Here is a 16,175-nt window from a genome sequence, read left to right on the forward strand (position 1 = left end):
CTTTACATCGCCGTACCAGACAAGAACACCATGAACCAAACACTGCTCATCGAACTGCTGACCGAAGAACTGCCGCCGAAAGCGCTGGCCAAACTGGGCGCCGCCTTCACTGCCGGCATCGTCAACGGCCTGAAGGCGCGCGACTTCCTGGAAGCCGACAGCGTCGCCACCAGCTACGCCTCGCCGCGCCGCCTGGCCGTCTCCATCACCAACGTGCGCGAAGTCTCGCCCGACAAATCCATCCGTGAAAAAGTCCTGCCTGTCTCCGTGGCGCTGGACGCGAACGGCAATGGCACGCCGCCGCTGGCCAAGAAACTGGCCGCGCTGGGCTTTCCCGATCTGACGGTGGCCGAGCTGGAACGCGCCGTCGACGGCAAGGCTGAAAGCTTCTTCTACACCTACACGGCGCCAGGCAGCCAGCTCGCCACCGGCGCGCAGGCGGCATTGATGGAGTCGGCCGCCAAGCTGCCGATTCCAAAACTGATGAGCTATCAGCGCCCGGACGGCACGACCGTGCAATTCGTGCGCCCGGCCCACAGCCTGATCGCCCTGCATGGCATCAACGTTCTGCCTTTGACCCTGCTGGGATTGACAGCCGGCCGCAGCACCCTGGGCCACCGCTTCCTCACCGACGGCAAGTCTATCACCATCGCGCACGCGGAAAACTATGCGCCTTCCCTGATCCTCAACGCCAGCGTCATCGCCAGCAACGAGGAGCGCAAGGAGCGCATCCGCGCCCAGTTGCTGGACAAGGCCGGTGCCGACCAGGTGCTCATGCCCGAAGCGCTGCTCGACGAAGTGACTGCACTGGTCGAATGGCCGGTCGTGTATGAGTGCCACTTCGAGGAAGAATTCCTGGCCGTGCCGCAGGAATGCCTGATCCTCACCATGCAGACGAATCAGAAATATTTTGCGCTGACCGACAGCGAAGGTAAGCTGCGCTCGCGCTTTTTGATCGTCTCGAACATCGAGACGGACACGCCGGAACACATCATCGGCGGCAACGAGCGCGTCGTACGCCCGCGCCTGTCCGACGCCAAGTTCTTCTTCGAGCAAGACAAGAAAAAAACGCTGGCATCGCGTTTGCCACTGCTGGCCAACGTGGTATACCACAACAAGCTGGGCACGCAGGCGGCCCGTACAGAAAGAGTAAAATCATTAGCCGGCGCCATTGCGACCAAGCTGGGCTACGACGTGGCCCTGGCCGAACGCGGCGCCCTGCTGGCCAAGACCGATTTGCTGACCGACATGGTGGGCGAGTTCCCAGAACTGCAAGGCATCATGGGGACGTACTACGCGCGCCATGACGGTGAACCGGAAGAAGTAGCGCTGGCCGCCTCCGAACACTACCAACCGCGCTTTGCCGGCGACAGCCTGCCGTCCACCGCCACCGGCATCGCCGTGGCCCTGGCCGACAAGCTCGAAACCCTGGTCGGCATCTGGTCGATTGGCCTGGCGCCTACGGGCGACAAGGACCCGTTCGCGCTGCGCCGCCACGCCCTGGGCGTGCTGCGCATGCTGCTGGAAAAACGTTTGCCCCTGTCGATCCAGAGCCTGCTGGGCGACGCCGCCGCGCAATTCGCAGCCATTCCCGGCTTCAAGGACCCGGTGGCGGATGTCACCACCTTCATGCTCGACCGCCTGCGCGGCATCCTGCGCGAACGCGGCTTCTCGCCGAATGAAATCGAAGCAGTCGTGGCGCAAAATCCCGACCGCCTGGACGACATCGTGCAGCGCCTCGAAGCCGTGCAAGCGTTTGCCGCACTGCCGGAAAGCGCCTCGCTGGCCGCCGCGAACAAGCGCATCACCAACATCCTGAAAAAGAACGAGGAAGCAGTCAACCAGGTCGCCGCCGGTGGCGTCAACGTGGCGCTGCTGCAGGACGAAGCGGAGAAAAAACTGGCCGCTGCCGTCTCGCGCGTGCAGCCGGAAGTCGACGCAGCCTTCGCCAAGGGCGACTTCACCAGCACCCTGCAAACGCTGGCGCAGCTGCGCGACGACGTCGACGGCTTCTTCAACGACGTGATGGTGATGGCAGAGGATGTCGCCCTGCGCAACAACCGCCTGGCCTTGCTGTCGTCGCTGCACGGCATGATGAACCGCGTGGCCGACATTTCCAAGCTGGCGGCATAATGGGCACTCCGGCGCTGAAACTGATTATTCTCGACCGCGACGGCGTCATTAATCATGACTCGCCGGACTTCATCAAATCGCCGGCCGAATGGTTGCCGATTCCCGGTTCGCTCGAAGCGATAGCCCGCCTGAACCAGGCCGGCTATCGTGTCATCGTGGCCTCGAACCAGTCGGGTATCGCGCGCGAGTACTTCGACATGACGGTGCTGAACGCGATCCACCAGAAGATGCATACCCTGGCACAGCAAGTGGGCGCCGATATCGACGCCATCTTCTTTTGCCCGCACGCAGGCGCGGACAATTGCGACTGCCGCAAGCCGAAACCGGGCATGTTCCATGAAATCTCGCAGCGCTACAACACCAGCCTGAAAGGCGTGCCCACCGTCGGCGATTCGCTGCGTGACCTGCAGGCCGGTTTCATCAGCGGTTGCGTGCCCTACCTGGTCCTGACGGGCAAGGGCGAAAAAACCAACGAAACGGGTGGCCTGCCGCCTGGTACCCAGGTATTCCCCGACCTGGCCGCCGTAGTCAGCCACCTGCTCAAGGCGCCAGCGGCGCCAGCGCCCACCGTGGCATTCAGTATCTAATTTTCGGAGAACCGCATTGCGTAATATTTCCCTGTTCCTGCGATCCCTGCTGTTCATGACCATCATGATCGTGGCCACCATCGTCTGGGCCTGCGTGTGTTTTTTTGCCGCGCCATTGAGCTACAACAAGCGCTATTGGGTCACCTCGCGCTGGAACGTGTTTATCCTGTGGTGTGCCAAGGTCATTTGCGGCATCCGCTATGAAGTCAAGGGCGCCGAGAACTTCCCGGATGCGCCAGCCATCGTGCTGTCTAAGCACCAGTCAGCATGGGAAACCATCTTCTTGCTGCCCAGCCTGCCCCGTCCGCTGGTGTATGTGTTCAAGAAAGAGATCCTGTACATCCCCTTCTTCGGCTGGGCCATGGCGCTGCTGCGCATGATCCCCATCGACCGCAAGCAGGGCAAGCATGCCTTCAAGAGCGTCGTCGCGCATGGCAAGCGCCGCCTGGCCGATGGCCAATGGATTATCATGTTCCCCGAAGGTACCCGCATTCCCGTGGGTCAGGCGGGCAAGTACAAGAGCGGCGGCACGCGCCTGGCCATCGCCACGGGCGCCGTGGTGGTACCGATTGCGCATAATTCAGGCGAATGCTGGCCCAAGCAGTCATTCCTCAAACGCCCGGGATTGATCACCGTCTCGATAGGCAAACCGATTTCGCCGGAAGGGCAAACCCCGGACAGCATGATGCAACAGGTGGAAAATTGGATAGAATCAGAAATGCGCGTCATTTCGCCTCACGCCTACAACGCTGGCTAGACGGCATCAGCGCGGTCATCCAGGAGCCGACCCTGCGCCAGCAGATGAAGACCATCAAGGTCGGCGATCAACAACTGGATCTGTTCGCGCACGACGTCTCGACCAGCACGCCCCCGGCGGTGCGCCCCACGGCACCGCCAGCGCCGCCCGTGGCGCCACCGCAAGTGGCGCCCGCGCCACCCATCGTTCCCCCTGCCCCATCTCCCCTGCCTTCCCCGCCGCGCACCGCTGATGGCCCGCCACTGCGCCAGCTGCAGCTGGGCAGCCACCTGATCGAATTCGCCCTGCGCCGCTCCACGCGCCGCTCCATCGGTTTCATGATCGACGATAACGGCTTGCGCGTGACCGCGCCCAAGCGCGTCACCCTGGCCGAAATTGACAATGCCATCCGCGCCAAGCAGGGCTGGATTGTGTCGAAGCTGCTGGAACGGGGCGAGCGCAAGGTGCAGCGCCAACAACGCCCACCCGTGGCATGGGTCGATGGCGCCGTGCTACCCTACCTCGGTGGCGAGATCACATTGCGATTGCACCAGGCGCCGCGCCACCGCGCCAGCTTCCAGCGCGAGACGAATGAATTGCACGTCTGGGTCACGCCCACGGGCAGCGAACAACAATTGAAGGAAAAAGTGAAGGGCTGGTTCCAGCATGAAGCGCGCCAGCTGTTTGAAGCGCGCCTGGACCTGTATGCGGACAAGCTGGGCGTGCGCTACGACTCATTATCGCTATCCTCGGCCGGCACGCGCTGGGGCAGCTGCACCATCGAGCGCAAGATCCGTCTGAACTGGCGCCTGATCCACTTCGCCCTGCCCCTCATCGACTACGTGGTGGCGCACGAACTGTCGCACCTGCTGGAAATGAACCACAGCGCCCGCTTCTGGGCCACCGTGGAATCGATTTATCCCGATTACGATGGCGCCAAGCAGGCGCTCAGAAAGCGCTCGCAGGAGCTTCCAGTCCTGTTTAATTAAGCTGCCAGTAAAGGCTTGATGGCCGCAATAGTGCGCGGCGTGGCACCCCGGTGCTGGTTGGCAAACGCCAGCGCTTTTTCTCCCATCAACGATAACCGCGCCGGATCCTGCAGCAATGCCGCCGCTTGCGCCATCAGCGCGTCCGCATCCGCCACTCGCGCGGCGCCGCCGGCGGCAATCGCCTGCTCGGTCACCAGCGCAAAGTTGAAGGTGTGGGGGCCGATCAGCACGGGTTTCCCCAAGGCCGCCGGTTCAATCAGGTTTTGCCCGCCCAGCGGTGGCAGGCTGCCGCCGACAAAGGCGCAATCGCAGGCCGCGTAATACGCAAACATCTCGCCCATCGAATCGCCCAGCAGCACCTGCGTGCCCGCCGCGACGACACCATCCGGGCCCAGACCGGACCTGCGCTGCACGGCCAGGCCGTGGGCAGCAATCATTTTTTCCACCTCGTCGAAGCGCTGCGGATGACGCGGCACGATCAGCAGCAGCGCATTAGCGGGCAAACTGGCGCGGGTATAGGCATCAAGGATCAGCTGCTCTTCGCCTTCACGCGTGCTGGCGCACAGCAGCACGGGACGCTGGCCGATGGCTGCGCGCAGCGCGGCCCCCGTCGCCAGGGCCGCCTCGGGCACGACGACGTCGAACTTGATACTTCCCGTGACGACCACGCCCTGCACACCCAACTGGCGCACGCGCTCGGCATCGTCCTGCGTTTGCGCCGCCACCAGGGTGATGCCGCGCGCCGCATCGGTGATGAGCTTACCCAGGCGCTGCGCCTTGCCCAAGGAACGCTGCGACAATCGCGCATTGGCCAGCACCACCGGCACACCGTGGCGATTGCATTGGTGTATCAAATTCGGCCACACTTCCGTCTCCATCAGGATGCAGATGCGCGGCGCGAAATGGCGGATGAAACGGGCCGGCATGGCGCCCGTGTCATACGGCAGATAGCTTTGCACGAGGCGCACACCATGTTTGGCGAACAGGGTTTTACCGGTCGCGCGCCCCGTGGGCGTCATGTGCGTGAGGACGATGCGGCAATCGGGCCATGCGGCCAGCAACGCATCGATCAGCGGCTCGGCCGCGCGCGTCTCACCGACGGAGACGGCGTGCAGCCAGAGCGTAGGAATCAGTGGTTTGGCCTGGCGACCGTAGCAGCCCAGGCGCTCGCCCCAATGCTGGCGGTAGCCGGGCTCCTGGCGTCCGCGCAGCCACAGCCGCGCCAGCACCAGGGGCAAGGCCAGCCACCAGGCGAGGGTATAAAAAAGTCGCATGATTGTTTAACGTTGAAGTCAGGCGGGAGGATGCTCGGCCAGCAGGCGCTGCGCCGCGGCCAGCACTTCCGGCACGCTGGGAGGCGTACTCTTGTCGCCCAGGTTGATGATGTTCGGCGACCAGTTGCCTTCCGTTTTCCATAGCGGCGAATCGGCATAGATTTCCACCGTTGGGCGCAGGAAAGCGGCGGCGATATGCGTCAGGCCCGTATCGACGCCGATCACCAGCGCCGCGTGGCGCGCCAGCAGCGTGGCCTCGTCCATCGACAGCTTCGGCAGCACGCGCGCATTCGGCAGGCCGGCCGCCAGCACTTCTGCTTCTGCCTTTTCCTTGGGCGAACCCCAGGGCAGCAGAATGGCCATGGGCGAGAGCGCATGGCCGAGGGCGATCCAGTTTTCCGGCGCCCATTTCTTGGCGTCGCGCGCCGTGCCGTGGAAATACACGCAATATGGCGCAGCACCCATCCAGTCCGGGCGTGGTTCCTTGCCTGACACTGCCGGCAAGCCGAAATCAGCCGTCGTGTCGACCGTGTAGCCGAGTGCGGCGGCGGCTACCAGGCGGCCGCGCGCAACCGCGTGCGTACGCGGGTCGAGCGGAATGCTTTTGGTATGGAACAGACGCGAAATACCTTCGTAGCCGGAGCCTTCGCTGCCATTCGCCAGGCCAACCTTCTGTCCGCCTGGCGCCAGGCGCGCAGCACCCATGATGATGCCCGTCTTGAGCAAGCCCTGAGTATCGAACACGTAATCGTAGCGCGTCTGGCGCAGGTTACGGAAAAAGGCAGCGATTTCCGCGCGTGTCTCCTTCTTGCCCAGGCTCTTGCGCCAGCGCCGCAGCGCGAAAGGGAAAATGGTATTCACGCGGGGGTTCAGGCGCACCAGGCTGGTGTAGCCTTCCTCGACCACCCAGTCGATGGTCGCATCCGGATAATGGCAGGCGATGTCCGCCACCATCGGCAGGTTATGCAGCACGTCGCCCAGCGAAGATACCCGCACCAGCAGGATTTTCAAGGGCGCCTGTGCGCCAGATTGACCGGCCATGCTGTCAGAACGGCAGAACGGCGTCAGGCTTGGCGGCCAGGATCACGCTCTTGAACTGGCCCTGGATGCGTGCCAGGGCTTGCGGCGTTTCCGCTTCAAAGCGCATGACGATCACTGGCGTGGTGTTCGACGAACGGGCCAGGCCGAAGCCGTCCGCGTATTCCACGCGCAAGCCGTCGATGGTGATGATCTGTTCATTACCGGGGAAGACTGCGTCGCGGCGCAGCATGTCCATCAACGCGACGTTCTCGCCTTCCTTCAGTTCCAGGTGCAGCTCCGGCGTACTGTCGGACTGCGGCAGGGAGTTCAACAGAGCGGAAGGATTGGCTTCGCGCGTGAGGATTTCCAGCAGGCGCGCAGCCGAATACAGGCCATCGTCGAAACCATACCAGCGGTCCTTGAAGAAGATATGGCCGCTCATTTCGCCGCCCAGCGGCGCACCCGTCTCGCGCAGCTTGGCTTTCACCAGCGAGTGGCCCGTCTTGTACATCAGCGGCACGCCGCCATGCTTGCTGATCCACGGCGCCAGATGGCGCGTGCATTTCACGTCATACAAAATCTGCGCGCCGGGGTGGCGGGTCAGCACGTCGGCGGCAAACAGCATCATCTGGCGGTCAGGGTAGATGATCTGGCCATCCTTGGTGACCACGCCCAGGCGGTCGCCGTCGCCGTCGAAGGCGATACCGATTTCGGCATCCGTCTCGGCCAGGCAGCGGATCAGGTCTTGAAGGTTTTCCGGATGCGCAGGGTCCGGGTGGTGGTTCGGGAAATTGCCATCGACATCGCAGAACAATTCGATGACCTCGCAGCCCATGCCGCGGAACAGGTCGCCCGCGAATGCGCCGGCCACGCCATTGCCGCAATCGACGGCGATCTTGATCGGGCGCGCCAGCTTGACGTCGCCCAGGATGCGCTCCAGGTAGGCGGCGCGGATATCGTGCGTGGCATATGTTCCCAGGTTGGCAACGTCCTTGGCGCTGGCGCTGCCTTCGTGGGCGACGATGCTGTGATACAGCGCCTGGATCGCTTCGCCGTGGATCGCTTCGCCCGCCAGCACCATCTTGAAGCCGTTGTAATCGGGTGGATTGTGGCTGCCAGTGACCATGATGCCGGAGCGGGTGTCGAGCACGTTCGTGCCAAAGTAGACCATCGGCGTGGCTACCACGCCCAGGTCGATCACGTCGACGCCAGCGGCCTGCAGGCCCTGCGCCAGCGCCGCCGTCAGTTCAGGCCCAGACAGGCGGCCATCGCGGCCGATCACGACCCGCTGCTCCCCCTTGGCCAGGGCGGCCTGGCCAAATGCCTGACCGATCTTGTAGGCCACGCTGGCATCGAGGGTTTTAGCGATGATGCCGCGAATATCGTAGGCCTTGAAGATCGTTCTGGACAATGGAAGCATGGTGTGGGCGGTATAAGTAAGGGTATCGATAGGGTGCCTGGCAAGGTACAGCACGTGGCTGGCAGCTTGCCACTGCGCCAAGAGTATACCGAATTATACGCGCAGCAGATCGATGGACTTGCCCGATTCTACCCACTGCCTGACCCACAGCGGCTGGCGGCCACGTCCTGTCCACTGTTCAGCGGCATTGTCAGGATGGCGGTAACGTACCGCGACTTTGCCCGTACGCGGATGCAAGCCGTCGAGTATCAGCTGTTTCAGCGGAATGCCCGCTTGCTGCGCGATGGCCATGATCTGTTCGCGCGCCTTGTTCAAGTCTTCACGCTCGCGGCTATTCAATTCCTGCGTCACATTATTTTCCAGCTTGCGTAATTCCTGCATCGTCATCGTTGACAGATCCATTGCTACATCCTTTATATTAATTCAAATAATAAAATCACTTGGAATATACTACATTGCATAATCCATCGCCGTTTGAATCACGGCTATCGACTTATTGATCTACCCAACATCAAGATTAAATGAGGACTATGCCGATAGCGCGCGTGGAAAATGAATAAACATGGATGAAATGGCATTCCGGCACGTGTGAACGGCGTGCCGGCGGATTACTTTTCGGTATATGGCAGCGGGATATAAAGCAAAATTACATCCTCATGCAGCATAATCGGCATCCGCTTTTTTCATCCCGCTGGCCATGTAAGCAATCGCGCACCTGCCAGGAATACATCTAACGCCAAAAAGCAGCCATGCTTATAATGCATGCGCGTAATTCACTTCACCTCGGCACCTATGAAAACTTACTTTATCGGCGATCTGCAAGGCTGCCATGCACAAACCGTCGAATTGATCGAACGGATCCAGGCAGCGGCAGATGGCCCGTACCGGCTCCTGTTCGCGGGCGACCTGATCAATCGCGGTCCGGCATCGCTGGCCACCCTGCGCCACGTGCATGCGCTGGCGCAGCAGGGCCTGGCCGACAGCGTCCTGGGCAACCACGACTTGCACTTGCTGGCGGTGGCCAACGGCATCCGCCCGGAGCATGCGTCCGACACGCTGGCCGAGATCCTCGATGCGCCCGACCGCGAGCAATTGCTCGCCTGGCTGCGCCACCGTCCGCTCGCCTTGCAGCACCAGGGTCATGTACTCGTGCATGCAGGCCTGCTGCCACAATGGAGCGCAACCCAGGCTTTGTCCCTGAGCGAGGAAGTGTCGACCATGCTGCGCAGCGACGGTTGGGTGGCGTTCCTGCGCACCATGTACGGCAACGAACCGGCCGCCTGGCGCGACGACCTGCAGGGCGCCGACCGGCTGCGCTGCATCGTCAACGCCATGACGCGTTTGCGCTTTTGCACGCCGGACGGCGTGATGGACTTCAAAATGAAGGAGAGCGGCAGCGCGCCGCCGGGTTCCGGCCTGCTGCCGTGGTTCGACGTGCCTGGCCGGCGCAGCGCTGGCGACACCGTCGTCTTCGGCCACTGGTCGGCGCTGGGACTGCAGCTGCACCCCCACCTGATCGGCCTCGATAGCGGCTGCGTCTGGGGCGGAAAACTGTCGGCAGTGTGCCTGGAGGACCGCTCGCTGCTGCAAGTGGACTGTCCCGCCTTCCTGCAGCACAGTGGCAAACAGTAAGCTGCATCGCGCGCATATGCTTAGTCGAAATCGGTCGTTTGCCTTGCCGCGCGTGGCCCGTATGATGCAGCTTTTGCCTGTCCCATCCCATGCATCCTGATACCGACAGACTGGCACGCTGGCTGCTGGGCAGCCTGGAACTTGACACCGCCGTCCTGCATGTGGGCCAGTACTGCGGCCGCTGGCGCGCCTCCACGGCGGGCCGGGAACTGGGCAGCTTTCACCTGGTGCTCGATGGCCATTGCTATTTGCACCTCGATGGGGCGGCACCGATTGCGCTCGGCGCGCGCGATGGCGTCTTCCTGCTGCGCGACTTGCCCCACTTCCTCAGTCCCCACAGCGATCCGCTGCAGGCTGTGAGCGCACAAGCCATGCTGCCGCTGCAGGCGTCCACGGACCAGCCGGCGACGGCGCTGGCGTGCGGCTTCTTTCAATTTCGCGGCGCCCTCTCCGCACTGATCGTCGACTCCTTCCCGCCGTACCTGCTGATACGCGGCGACGCGCCCGCCTTCAGTGCCGCCGCCGCGCTGTTCGACCTGATCCTGGCAGAGGCCGGCGGTGACCCGGAACAGCCATCGCCACTCATCGCGCGCCTGGTCGAACTGCTGTTCTTCTACCTGATCCGCCATGTGGCGCAGGGTGAGCAAGTGGCGGCCGGCCTGCTGTCGCTCTTGCACCAGCCCGCATTTTCGCCGCTGCTCGAACGCATGCTCGACGCCCCCGCCGCCGACTGGTCGATTGAAAACATGGCCAAAGCCGCCTGCATGTCGCGCGCCAGCTTCTGCAAGCATTTCGCCAGCGCCAGCGGCCACTCGCCGGCCCAGTTCCTGCTCCTGCTGCGCATGAAGATCGCCGCGCGGCGCCTGCACGATGGCGTCTCCGTCGAACGCGCAGCCGAACTGGTAGGCTACCGCTCGCACGCCGCCTTTACGCGCGCCTTCAAGCGGGTCACGGGCGAGCAACCGGGCGCCTACCGGCGCGACCAGCGCCAGCGTCAACTGGCCAGCTAAGGTTCAGCTGAGGTTCATCTTGACCTCAAGGTTTGCGCAATCAAAGACGAACGAGCACAAAAGGACGACGCTGACGTCTGTTGCACGCACGGCATGGCCGATATAATGCCGGGGTGACTTACTAACTTAGCAAGGTACCCCATGTCCCGTCTGACGCTGCACACTCTCGATACCGCCCCGGCCGATAGCCGCCCCTTCGTGGAAAAGGCCATCGCCAACAATGGCTACCTGCCCAACCTGATCGGCGTGCTGGCCAATGCCCCATTGGCGCTGGAAACCTATCTGACCGTATCGGGCATCAATGCGCGCGCCAGCCTGAGTTTGATGGAACGCGAAGTGGTGCAAATCACCGCCGCGCGCATCCACGGCTGCGATTTCTGCATCGCCGGCCATAGCGCCATCTCGCTGAAAAAAGCGGCACAGACGCCTGATACGGTGCGCGCCCTGCAGCATGGCCAGCCGACCGGCGACGCCAAGCTGGACGCCGTCGCCGCCTTCACCACGGCCGTCATCGCCACGCGTGGCGCCGTCAGCGACGCCGAATATCAAACCTTCCTGGCAGCAGGCTACAACGAGCAACAGGCGCTGGAAGTCGTGCTGGGCATCAGCCTGGCCACCCTGTGCAATTTCTCCAACAGCCTGGCCGGCACGCCCGTCAATCCGCAATTGACGCCCTACCTGCCTGGCGCCGTCTGAGATGGCGAACCTCAATCATTGGCTGCACATGCATGCCGACCAGCTCGACCAGTCATCGGCACTGGCTGACACCGTCTTGCCGGCATTGGCCGGCGACCAACTGCTGGCCATCGGCGTGCCACAAGAGCACGGCGGCGCGGGCGGCGACGTACGTGACGCCATCGACGCCATCGCCAACGTGGCCGAGCAATCGGTAACGGCGGCCTTTGTCTTCTGGGGCCAGCGCTGCTTCATCGAGTTCCTGCTGCAAAGCGAGAACCGCGCGCTGGCAGAACGCCGCTTGCCAGGCCTGCTGGCGGGCACGCAGGCGGGAGCCAGCGGTTTGTCGAACGCCATGAAATTCTTGTCCGGCATAGAGCAGCTGCAAATTACGGGCGCACGCCAGGATGACGGCTTGCTGGTCGATGGCGGCCTGGCGTGGGTGACAAATTTACGCAAAGCGGGCTTTGTCGCGGCGGCCGCCGTGGCGCCCAACGATGGCGCGCCCCCCGTCATCGTCGCCTTTGACAGCAGCACGGCAGGCGTCAAGCGCAGCGACGATCTGGACTTGATCGCCCTGCGCGGCAGCAATACCGCCTCCGTCAAGCTGACGCAGGTGCATATTCCCGCAGCGGACATCATCAGCGACAATGCGCCAGCCTGGCTGCCGCAAGTGCGCCCATCGTTCCTCGGCATGCAGTGCGGCCTGTCCATCGGCCTGGCGCGCGCCAGCCTGGCGCAGGCGGCGCAGATCTCGGCCGGCTCGCGCAACCAGCTCACGCCGCGCATCGAAGCGCTGCAAGCGACCCTGGAGGCGGCTGTTGCCACCCTGCTGGCCGGCGTGCACGATGGCCGCTTCAAGACGCAGGCGCCGGCCATGTTCCGCCTGCGCATACAGCTGGCTGAATTGCTGCAGCAAGCCCTGATGCTGGAACTGCAGGCCATGGGCGGACGCGCCTACCTGAACGCGGAGCAGCAGGGCTTTGCGCGCCGCTGGCGCGAGTCGTCATTCATCCCCATCGTCACCCCCAGCCTGACGCAATTGCAGGCAGCCTTGCAGCTGTTCGACAGCCAGCAGGCGGCAACAGCGGCGGGAGCGCCCGCATGACGGCAGCAGTGGAAGCACAAGACTGGGCGCTGCAGGCGCAGGACCTCAGCTACGCCTACCCGGGTACGGCGCCCGTTTTCCAGCACGTCTCGCTGGGCGTGCGCAAGCGCGAAATTGTCTGCCTGCTGGGCGGCAGCGGCTGCGGCAAATCAAGCCTGCTGCGCGTGCTGGCCGGCTTGCAGCCACCATCGACGGGCGCGATCCAGTTTCTCGACGCACCGATGCGCGAACCGGACCCGCGCAGCGCCCTGGTGTTCCAGCAGGCGAGCCTCTTGCCCTGGCTGAACGTCACGGGCAATGCCGGCTTTGGCCTGGACTTCAAGCACCAGCCGCAGCTGACGCGCGAAGCGCACCAGGCGCGCGTGGCGCAAGCCATCGAAGCGGTGGGCCTGAAGGGCCGCGAAAAGCTGTATCCGTCCGCCCTGTCGGGCGGCATGGCGCAGCGCGTGGCCTTGGCCCGCGCACTTGCGCGCGAACCGGAACTGCTGTTCGCCGATGAGCCGTTTTCCGCGCTCGACGCCATCACCCGCGCCGAGATGCAGTCGCTACTGGTCGACGTGGTGCACCGCTGGCACACGGCCGTTCTGCTGGTCACGCATGATATCGACGAAGCCATTCTGGTGGCCGACCGTATTTTGCTCATGGGTGGCAAACCGGGCAACATCGTGCGCGAATGGCCCGTTGCCATCGCCCAGCCCCGCATCGGCCACAGCGCCGACGTCATCGCCCTCAAGATGGACATCCTCGACGCGCTGCAAGCGCTGCAAAAGCAGGACCAGCAGCCCGCCGTCGCCCCCTTTAATTGACCGGAGTACTTCCATGTCCTTCCAAGAAAATAACAAACCCCTGCACATCTGCGCCTCCTCCGATTGCGACTGCGGCCTGACGCGGCGCGACTTCCTGCGCATGTCGGCCCTGGCCACGGCCAGCGTCGCTTCGCCCCTGCTGTTCGCCGGCGACGCCATGGCCCAGCAAGGCCCGAAAGGCGACGACCAGCCCGTGAAAATCGGCTACCTGCCGATCACTGACGCCACCCCGCTGCTCGTCGCCCACGCCCGCAAGCTGTTCGAGGCGGAAGGCTTGCAGGCGGAAACGCCGCGCCTGTTCCGCAGCTGGGCGCAGATCATCGAAGCTTTCGTGGCTGGCCAGGTCAACGTCATCCATTTACTGTCGCCCGCCACCCTGTGGGTGCGCTACGGCGCCAAGTTCCCGGCGAAAGTCGTCGCGTGGAACCACGTCAACGGCTCCGCGCTGACGGTGGCCAACGAGATCAACAAGGTCTCCGACCTGGGCGGACGCACGGTCGCCATCCCGTTCTGGTACTCGATCCACAACATCCTGCTGCAGCAAATCCTGTCCTCGAATGGTTTGACGCCGGTCACCCGCGCGCGCAACGCAGCCATCAAATCGAATGAAGTCAACCTGATCGTGCTGGCACCGGCCGAAATGGTCTCCGCCCTGGCCAGCAAATCCATCGCCGGCTACATCGTGGCCGAACCGTTCAATGCGGCGGCGGAAAACGCCGGCATCGGCAAGATACTGCGCTTCTCGGGCGACGTGTGGAAAAACCATGCATGCTGCGTCACTTTCCTGTCCGAGCGCGACATCAACACGCGTCCCGAATGGGCGCAAAAAGTCACTAACGCCATCGTCAAGGCGCAGCTGTGGACGCGCTCGAACCAGGTCGACACGGCCAAGCTGCTGTCGAACGTGGGCGAACACCGCTACACGCCGCATCCGCTGCAGGTGCTGACCAAGGTGCTGGCCACGACCGATTACGCCGGCTATGAAAAGCAGGGCCTGATCGTGCACAAGAACTGGCAGCAGCGCCGCATCGACTTCCAGCCGTATCCGTTTGCCTCGTACACGGAAGAACTGGTGCGCGCCATCGGCCGCACCAAGGTCGAAGGCGATACGCGCTTCCTGGCCAACCTCGATCCGAAGTTCGCCGCGCGCGACCTGGTCGATGACCGCTTCGTGCGCAAGGCCATCACGGCAGTCGGCGGCCCGGCCGCCTTCGGCTTGCCGGCCAACCTGCTGCGCAGCGAAACCGTGGCGGTCTGACGATGGCAAGCAAGTTGTTCACGAAGTTTGGCCTGCCCCTGGTGGGGCTGGCCTGTGCCTTGCTGCTGTGGTCCATGGGCGTGACGGCACTGGAGAAATCCACGCCCATCGCGACCGCCTTTGCGCCGCTGCCCACAGCGCTGGCGTTCAAGGAAATGCTGGGCGGTTCGGATATCTGGCTGCACGTGGTACTGAGCCTGCAAAGGGTGGCCGTGGGCCTGGGGCTGGCCATCGTCATTGGTGTGCCGCTGGGCGTGCTGGTGGCCATGTCGAAAAGCTTTTCCGGCGCGGCCATGCCGCTGTTCCAGCTGCTGCGCATGATTTCGCCGCTGTCGTGGATGCCGATTGCCGTGATGGTGCTGGGCGTCGGTGACGCGCCCGTGTATTTCCTGCTGGCGTTTGCGGCCGTCTGGCCGATTCTGCTCAATACGGCGGCCGGCGTGGCGCGCCTCGATCCGAACTGGCTGCTGCTGGCGCGCAGCCTGTCTGCCACGCGCAGCGAAATCGTCTTCAAGGTGATTTTGCCGGGCATCACGGCCGATATTCTGACGGGCGTGCGCCTGGCCATCGGCATCATCTGGATCGTGCTGGTGCCAGCGGAAATGCTGGGCGTGTCGGCCGGCCTCGGCTACTTCATCCTCGACACGCGCGACCGCCTGGCGTATTCGGAGCTGATGGCTGCCATCGTGCTGATCGGGATTCTGGGTTTTATCCTCGACTATCTGGCCCGCGCCGCGCACGCGCGCTGGCTGCATGTGAAGAACTAAGCGGCCTTTTCCAGCGGCAGCGCGGCGGCAACCGCCGCCTGCGTTGCCGCAGCCAGCTCACGCCGGTGTGCACCGGCCGTGGCTTCCGGCGCCAGGCAGGTCAGGCGCGCCGTGATCGGCGGGCCGCTCAAAATCGCCACCATGCTTTGCGCAAAGCTCATCTCGCCAATGAAGTCGACGGCGTGATGCAAAGCCCCCTTGTCATCCACATACACGAGCGCGAACGGCTGCACCGGCACTTGCGCATCGATGGCCGCCTCGAACAAGTTAGCGTGAAACGGCAAAATCTGCCCTTGCGCGGCGGTCGTGCCTTCGGGGAAGAACGCAATGCGCTCGCCCGCCGTCAATTTATCGACCAGGCCCTGAAAGATCAGACGCAGGTCCCGCTTGCTGCCGCGTGAAATGAAGATGGTGCCGGCGCGCCCCGCCAGCCAGCCAAGAATCGGCCAGGTGCGGATTTCCGCCTTGGCGACGAAACGGCAGGGATGGACGGCATTGATGACGAAGATGTCGAGCCACGAAACGTGGTTCGCCACCACCATCGCATGGTCGAGTGCCGGCACGCTGTCGGCCGGAAGCACCACGTGCACGCCGCAGATATCGAGCAACTGCGTCGACCAGCGGCGGATGCGCCGGTTGCGCCCTTCCAGGTCCAGCCAGGGAAACAGCACGGCGCTCTTGGCCATGCCGCAGCTCAGGTGAATGGCGATGCGCGCGAGGCGGTAAGTAAACAGAAGTTTCAAATGACACCAAGGTTGGA

At 63.6% G+C, this 16,175-nt stretch carries 16 protein-coding genes; 11 read left to right on the forward strand and 5 right to left on the reverse strand.

Features of this window, described 5'->3' with window-relative positions:
• Positions 1–30: 30 nt before the first annotated feature.
• From glyS to ACQ4WZ_RS15955, 4 genes are read left to right on the forward strand one after another with little or no spacing between them, the layout of a single operon-like run.
• Positions 31–2,133, forward strand: coding sequence for a glycine--tRNA ligase subunit beta (glyS, locus tag ACQ4WZ_RS15940; RefSeq protein ID WP_436573945.1), 2,103 nt, complete (start codon positions 31–33; stop codon positions 2,131–2,133).
• A complete protein-coding gene (gene gmhB, locus ACQ4WZ_RS15945; protein ID WP_101482739.1) occupies positions 2,133–2,720 on the forward strand; it encodes a D-glycero-beta-D-manno-heptose 1,7-bisphosphate 7-phosphatase in 588 nt (195 codons plus the stop codon). Before glyS ends, gmhB begins: the two co-directional genes overlap by 1 nt.
• Before the next feature lie 16 nt (positions 2,721–2,736).
• Entirely contained in the window at positions 2,737–3,477 is a 741-nt protein-coding gene (locus tag ACQ4WZ_RS15950) for a lysophospholipid acyltransferase family protein (protein ID WP_100874414.1), read from the forward strand.
• Positions 3,478–3,521: 44 nt separating this feature from the next.
• Positions 3,522–4,445 (forward strand): M48 family metallopeptidase, encoded by a 924-nt coding sequence (locus ACQ4WZ_RS15955; RefSeq protein ID WP_101482740.1) that lies wholly within the window; start codon positions 3,522–3,524, stop codon positions 4,443–4,445.
• Here ACQ4WZ_RS15955 and waaA read toward each other — a convergent pair.
• The 4 genes from waaA to ACQ4WZ_RS15975 form a co-directional block, all read right to left on the reverse strand.
• Entirely contained in the window at positions 4,442–5,719 is a 1,278-nt protein-coding gene (gene waaA / locus ACQ4WZ_RS15960; protein ID WP_436573946.1) for a lipid IV(A) 3-deoxy-D-manno-octulosonic acid transferase, read from the reverse strand. The genes ACQ4WZ_RS15955 and waaA overlap by 4 nt on opposite strands.
• A gap of 18 nt (positions 5,720–5,737) precedes the next feature.
• On the reverse strand, positions 5,738–6,760 hold the full coding sequence (waaC, locus tag ACQ4WZ_RS15965; RefSeq protein WP_436573947.1) for a lipopolysaccharide heptosyltransferase I: 1,023 nt from the start codon (positions 6,758–6,760) through the stop codon (positions 5,738–5,740).
• Positions 6,761–6,764: 4 nt separating this feature from the next.
• Positions 6,765–8,159, reverse strand: coding sequence for a phosphomannomutase/phosphoglucomutase (locus tag ACQ4WZ_RS15970; RefSeq protein WP_101482743.1), 1,395 nt, complete (start codon positions 8,157–8,159; stop codon positions 6,765–6,767).
• Between the two features lie 93 nt (positions 8,160–8,252).
• Positions 8,253–8,561, reverse strand: a complete 309-nt coding sequence (locus tag ACQ4WZ_RS15975) for an H-NS histone family protein (RefSeq protein ID WP_101482744.1) — start codon at positions 8,559–8,561, stop codon at positions 8,253–8,255.
• A gap of 390 nt (positions 8,562–8,951) precedes the next feature.
• Here ACQ4WZ_RS15975 and ACQ4WZ_RS15980 point away from each other — a divergent pair, with 390 nt between their 5' ends.
• From ACQ4WZ_RS15980 to ACQ4WZ_RS16010, 7 genes are all read left to right on the forward strand, one after another.
• Complete coding sequence (locus ACQ4WZ_RS15980) at positions 8,952–9,791, forward strand: symmetrical bis(5'-nucleosyl)-tetraphosphatase (protein ID WP_101482745.1); 840 nt, start codon at positions 8,952–8,954, stop codon at positions 9,789–9,791.
• An 89-nt stretch (positions 9,792–9,880) separates the two neighbouring features.
• Positions 9,881–10,801: an AraC family transcriptional regulator gene (locus tag ACQ4WZ_RS15985; RefSeq protein WP_133989311.1), complete on the forward strand. Its 921-nt coding sequence runs from the start codon at positions 9,881–9,883 to the stop codon at positions 10,799–10,801.
• A 141-nt stretch (positions 10,802–10,942) separates the two neighbouring features.
• Positions 10,943–11,497, forward strand: coding sequence for a carboxymuconolactone decarboxylase family protein (locus tag ACQ4WZ_RS15990; RefSeq protein ID WP_436573948.1), 555 nt, complete (start codon positions 10,943–10,945; stop codon positions 11,495–11,497).
• Between the two features lies 1 nt (position 11,498).
• A complete protein-coding gene (locus ACQ4WZ_RS15995; RefSeq protein ID WP_436573949.1) occupies positions 11,499–12,584 on the forward strand; it encodes an acyl-CoA dehydrogenase family protein in 1,086 nt (361 codons plus the stop codon).
• Positions 12,581–13,390 carry an ABC transporter ATP-binding protein gene (locus tag ACQ4WZ_RS16000; RefSeq protein WP_436573950.1) on the forward strand — a complete coding sequence of 270 codons (810 nt, stop codon included), beginning with the start codon at positions 12,581–12,583 and terminating at the stop codon, positions 13,388–13,390. Before ACQ4WZ_RS15995 ends, ACQ4WZ_RS16000 begins: the two co-directional genes overlap by 4 nt.
• A gap of 13 nt (positions 13,391–13,403) precedes the next feature.
• Positions 13,404–14,648 (forward strand): ABC transporter substrate-binding protein, encoded by a 1,245-nt coding sequence (locus tag ACQ4WZ_RS16005; RefSeq protein WP_101482750.1) that lies wholly within the window; start codon positions 13,404–13,406, stop codon positions 14,646–14,648.
• 2 nt (positions 14,649–14,650) lie between these two features.
• Positions 14,651–15,415, forward strand: coding sequence for an ABC transporter permease (locus ACQ4WZ_RS16010; protein ID WP_101482751.1), 765 nt, complete (start codon positions 14,651–14,653; stop codon positions 15,413–15,415).
• Here ACQ4WZ_RS16010 and ACQ4WZ_RS16015 read toward each other — a convergent pair.
• The gene (locus ACQ4WZ_RS16015; protein ID WP_436573951.1) at positions 15,412–16,158 is read right to left on the reverse strand and encodes a lysophospholipid acyltransferase family protein; all 747 of its coding nucleotides are present in this window, start codon (positions 16,156–16,158) and stop codon (positions 15,412–15,414) included. The two genes, ACQ4WZ_RS16010 and ACQ4WZ_RS16015, sit on opposite strands and share 4 nt — an antisense overlap.
• Positions 16,159–16,175 lie beyond the last annotated feature (17 nt).

The organism is Janthinobacterium darwini (genome assembly GCF_051380905.1).
In the GTDB taxonomy this organism is placed as follows: Bacteria; Pseudomonadota; Gammaproteobacteria; order Burkholderiales; family Burkholderiaceae_D; genus Janthinobacterium.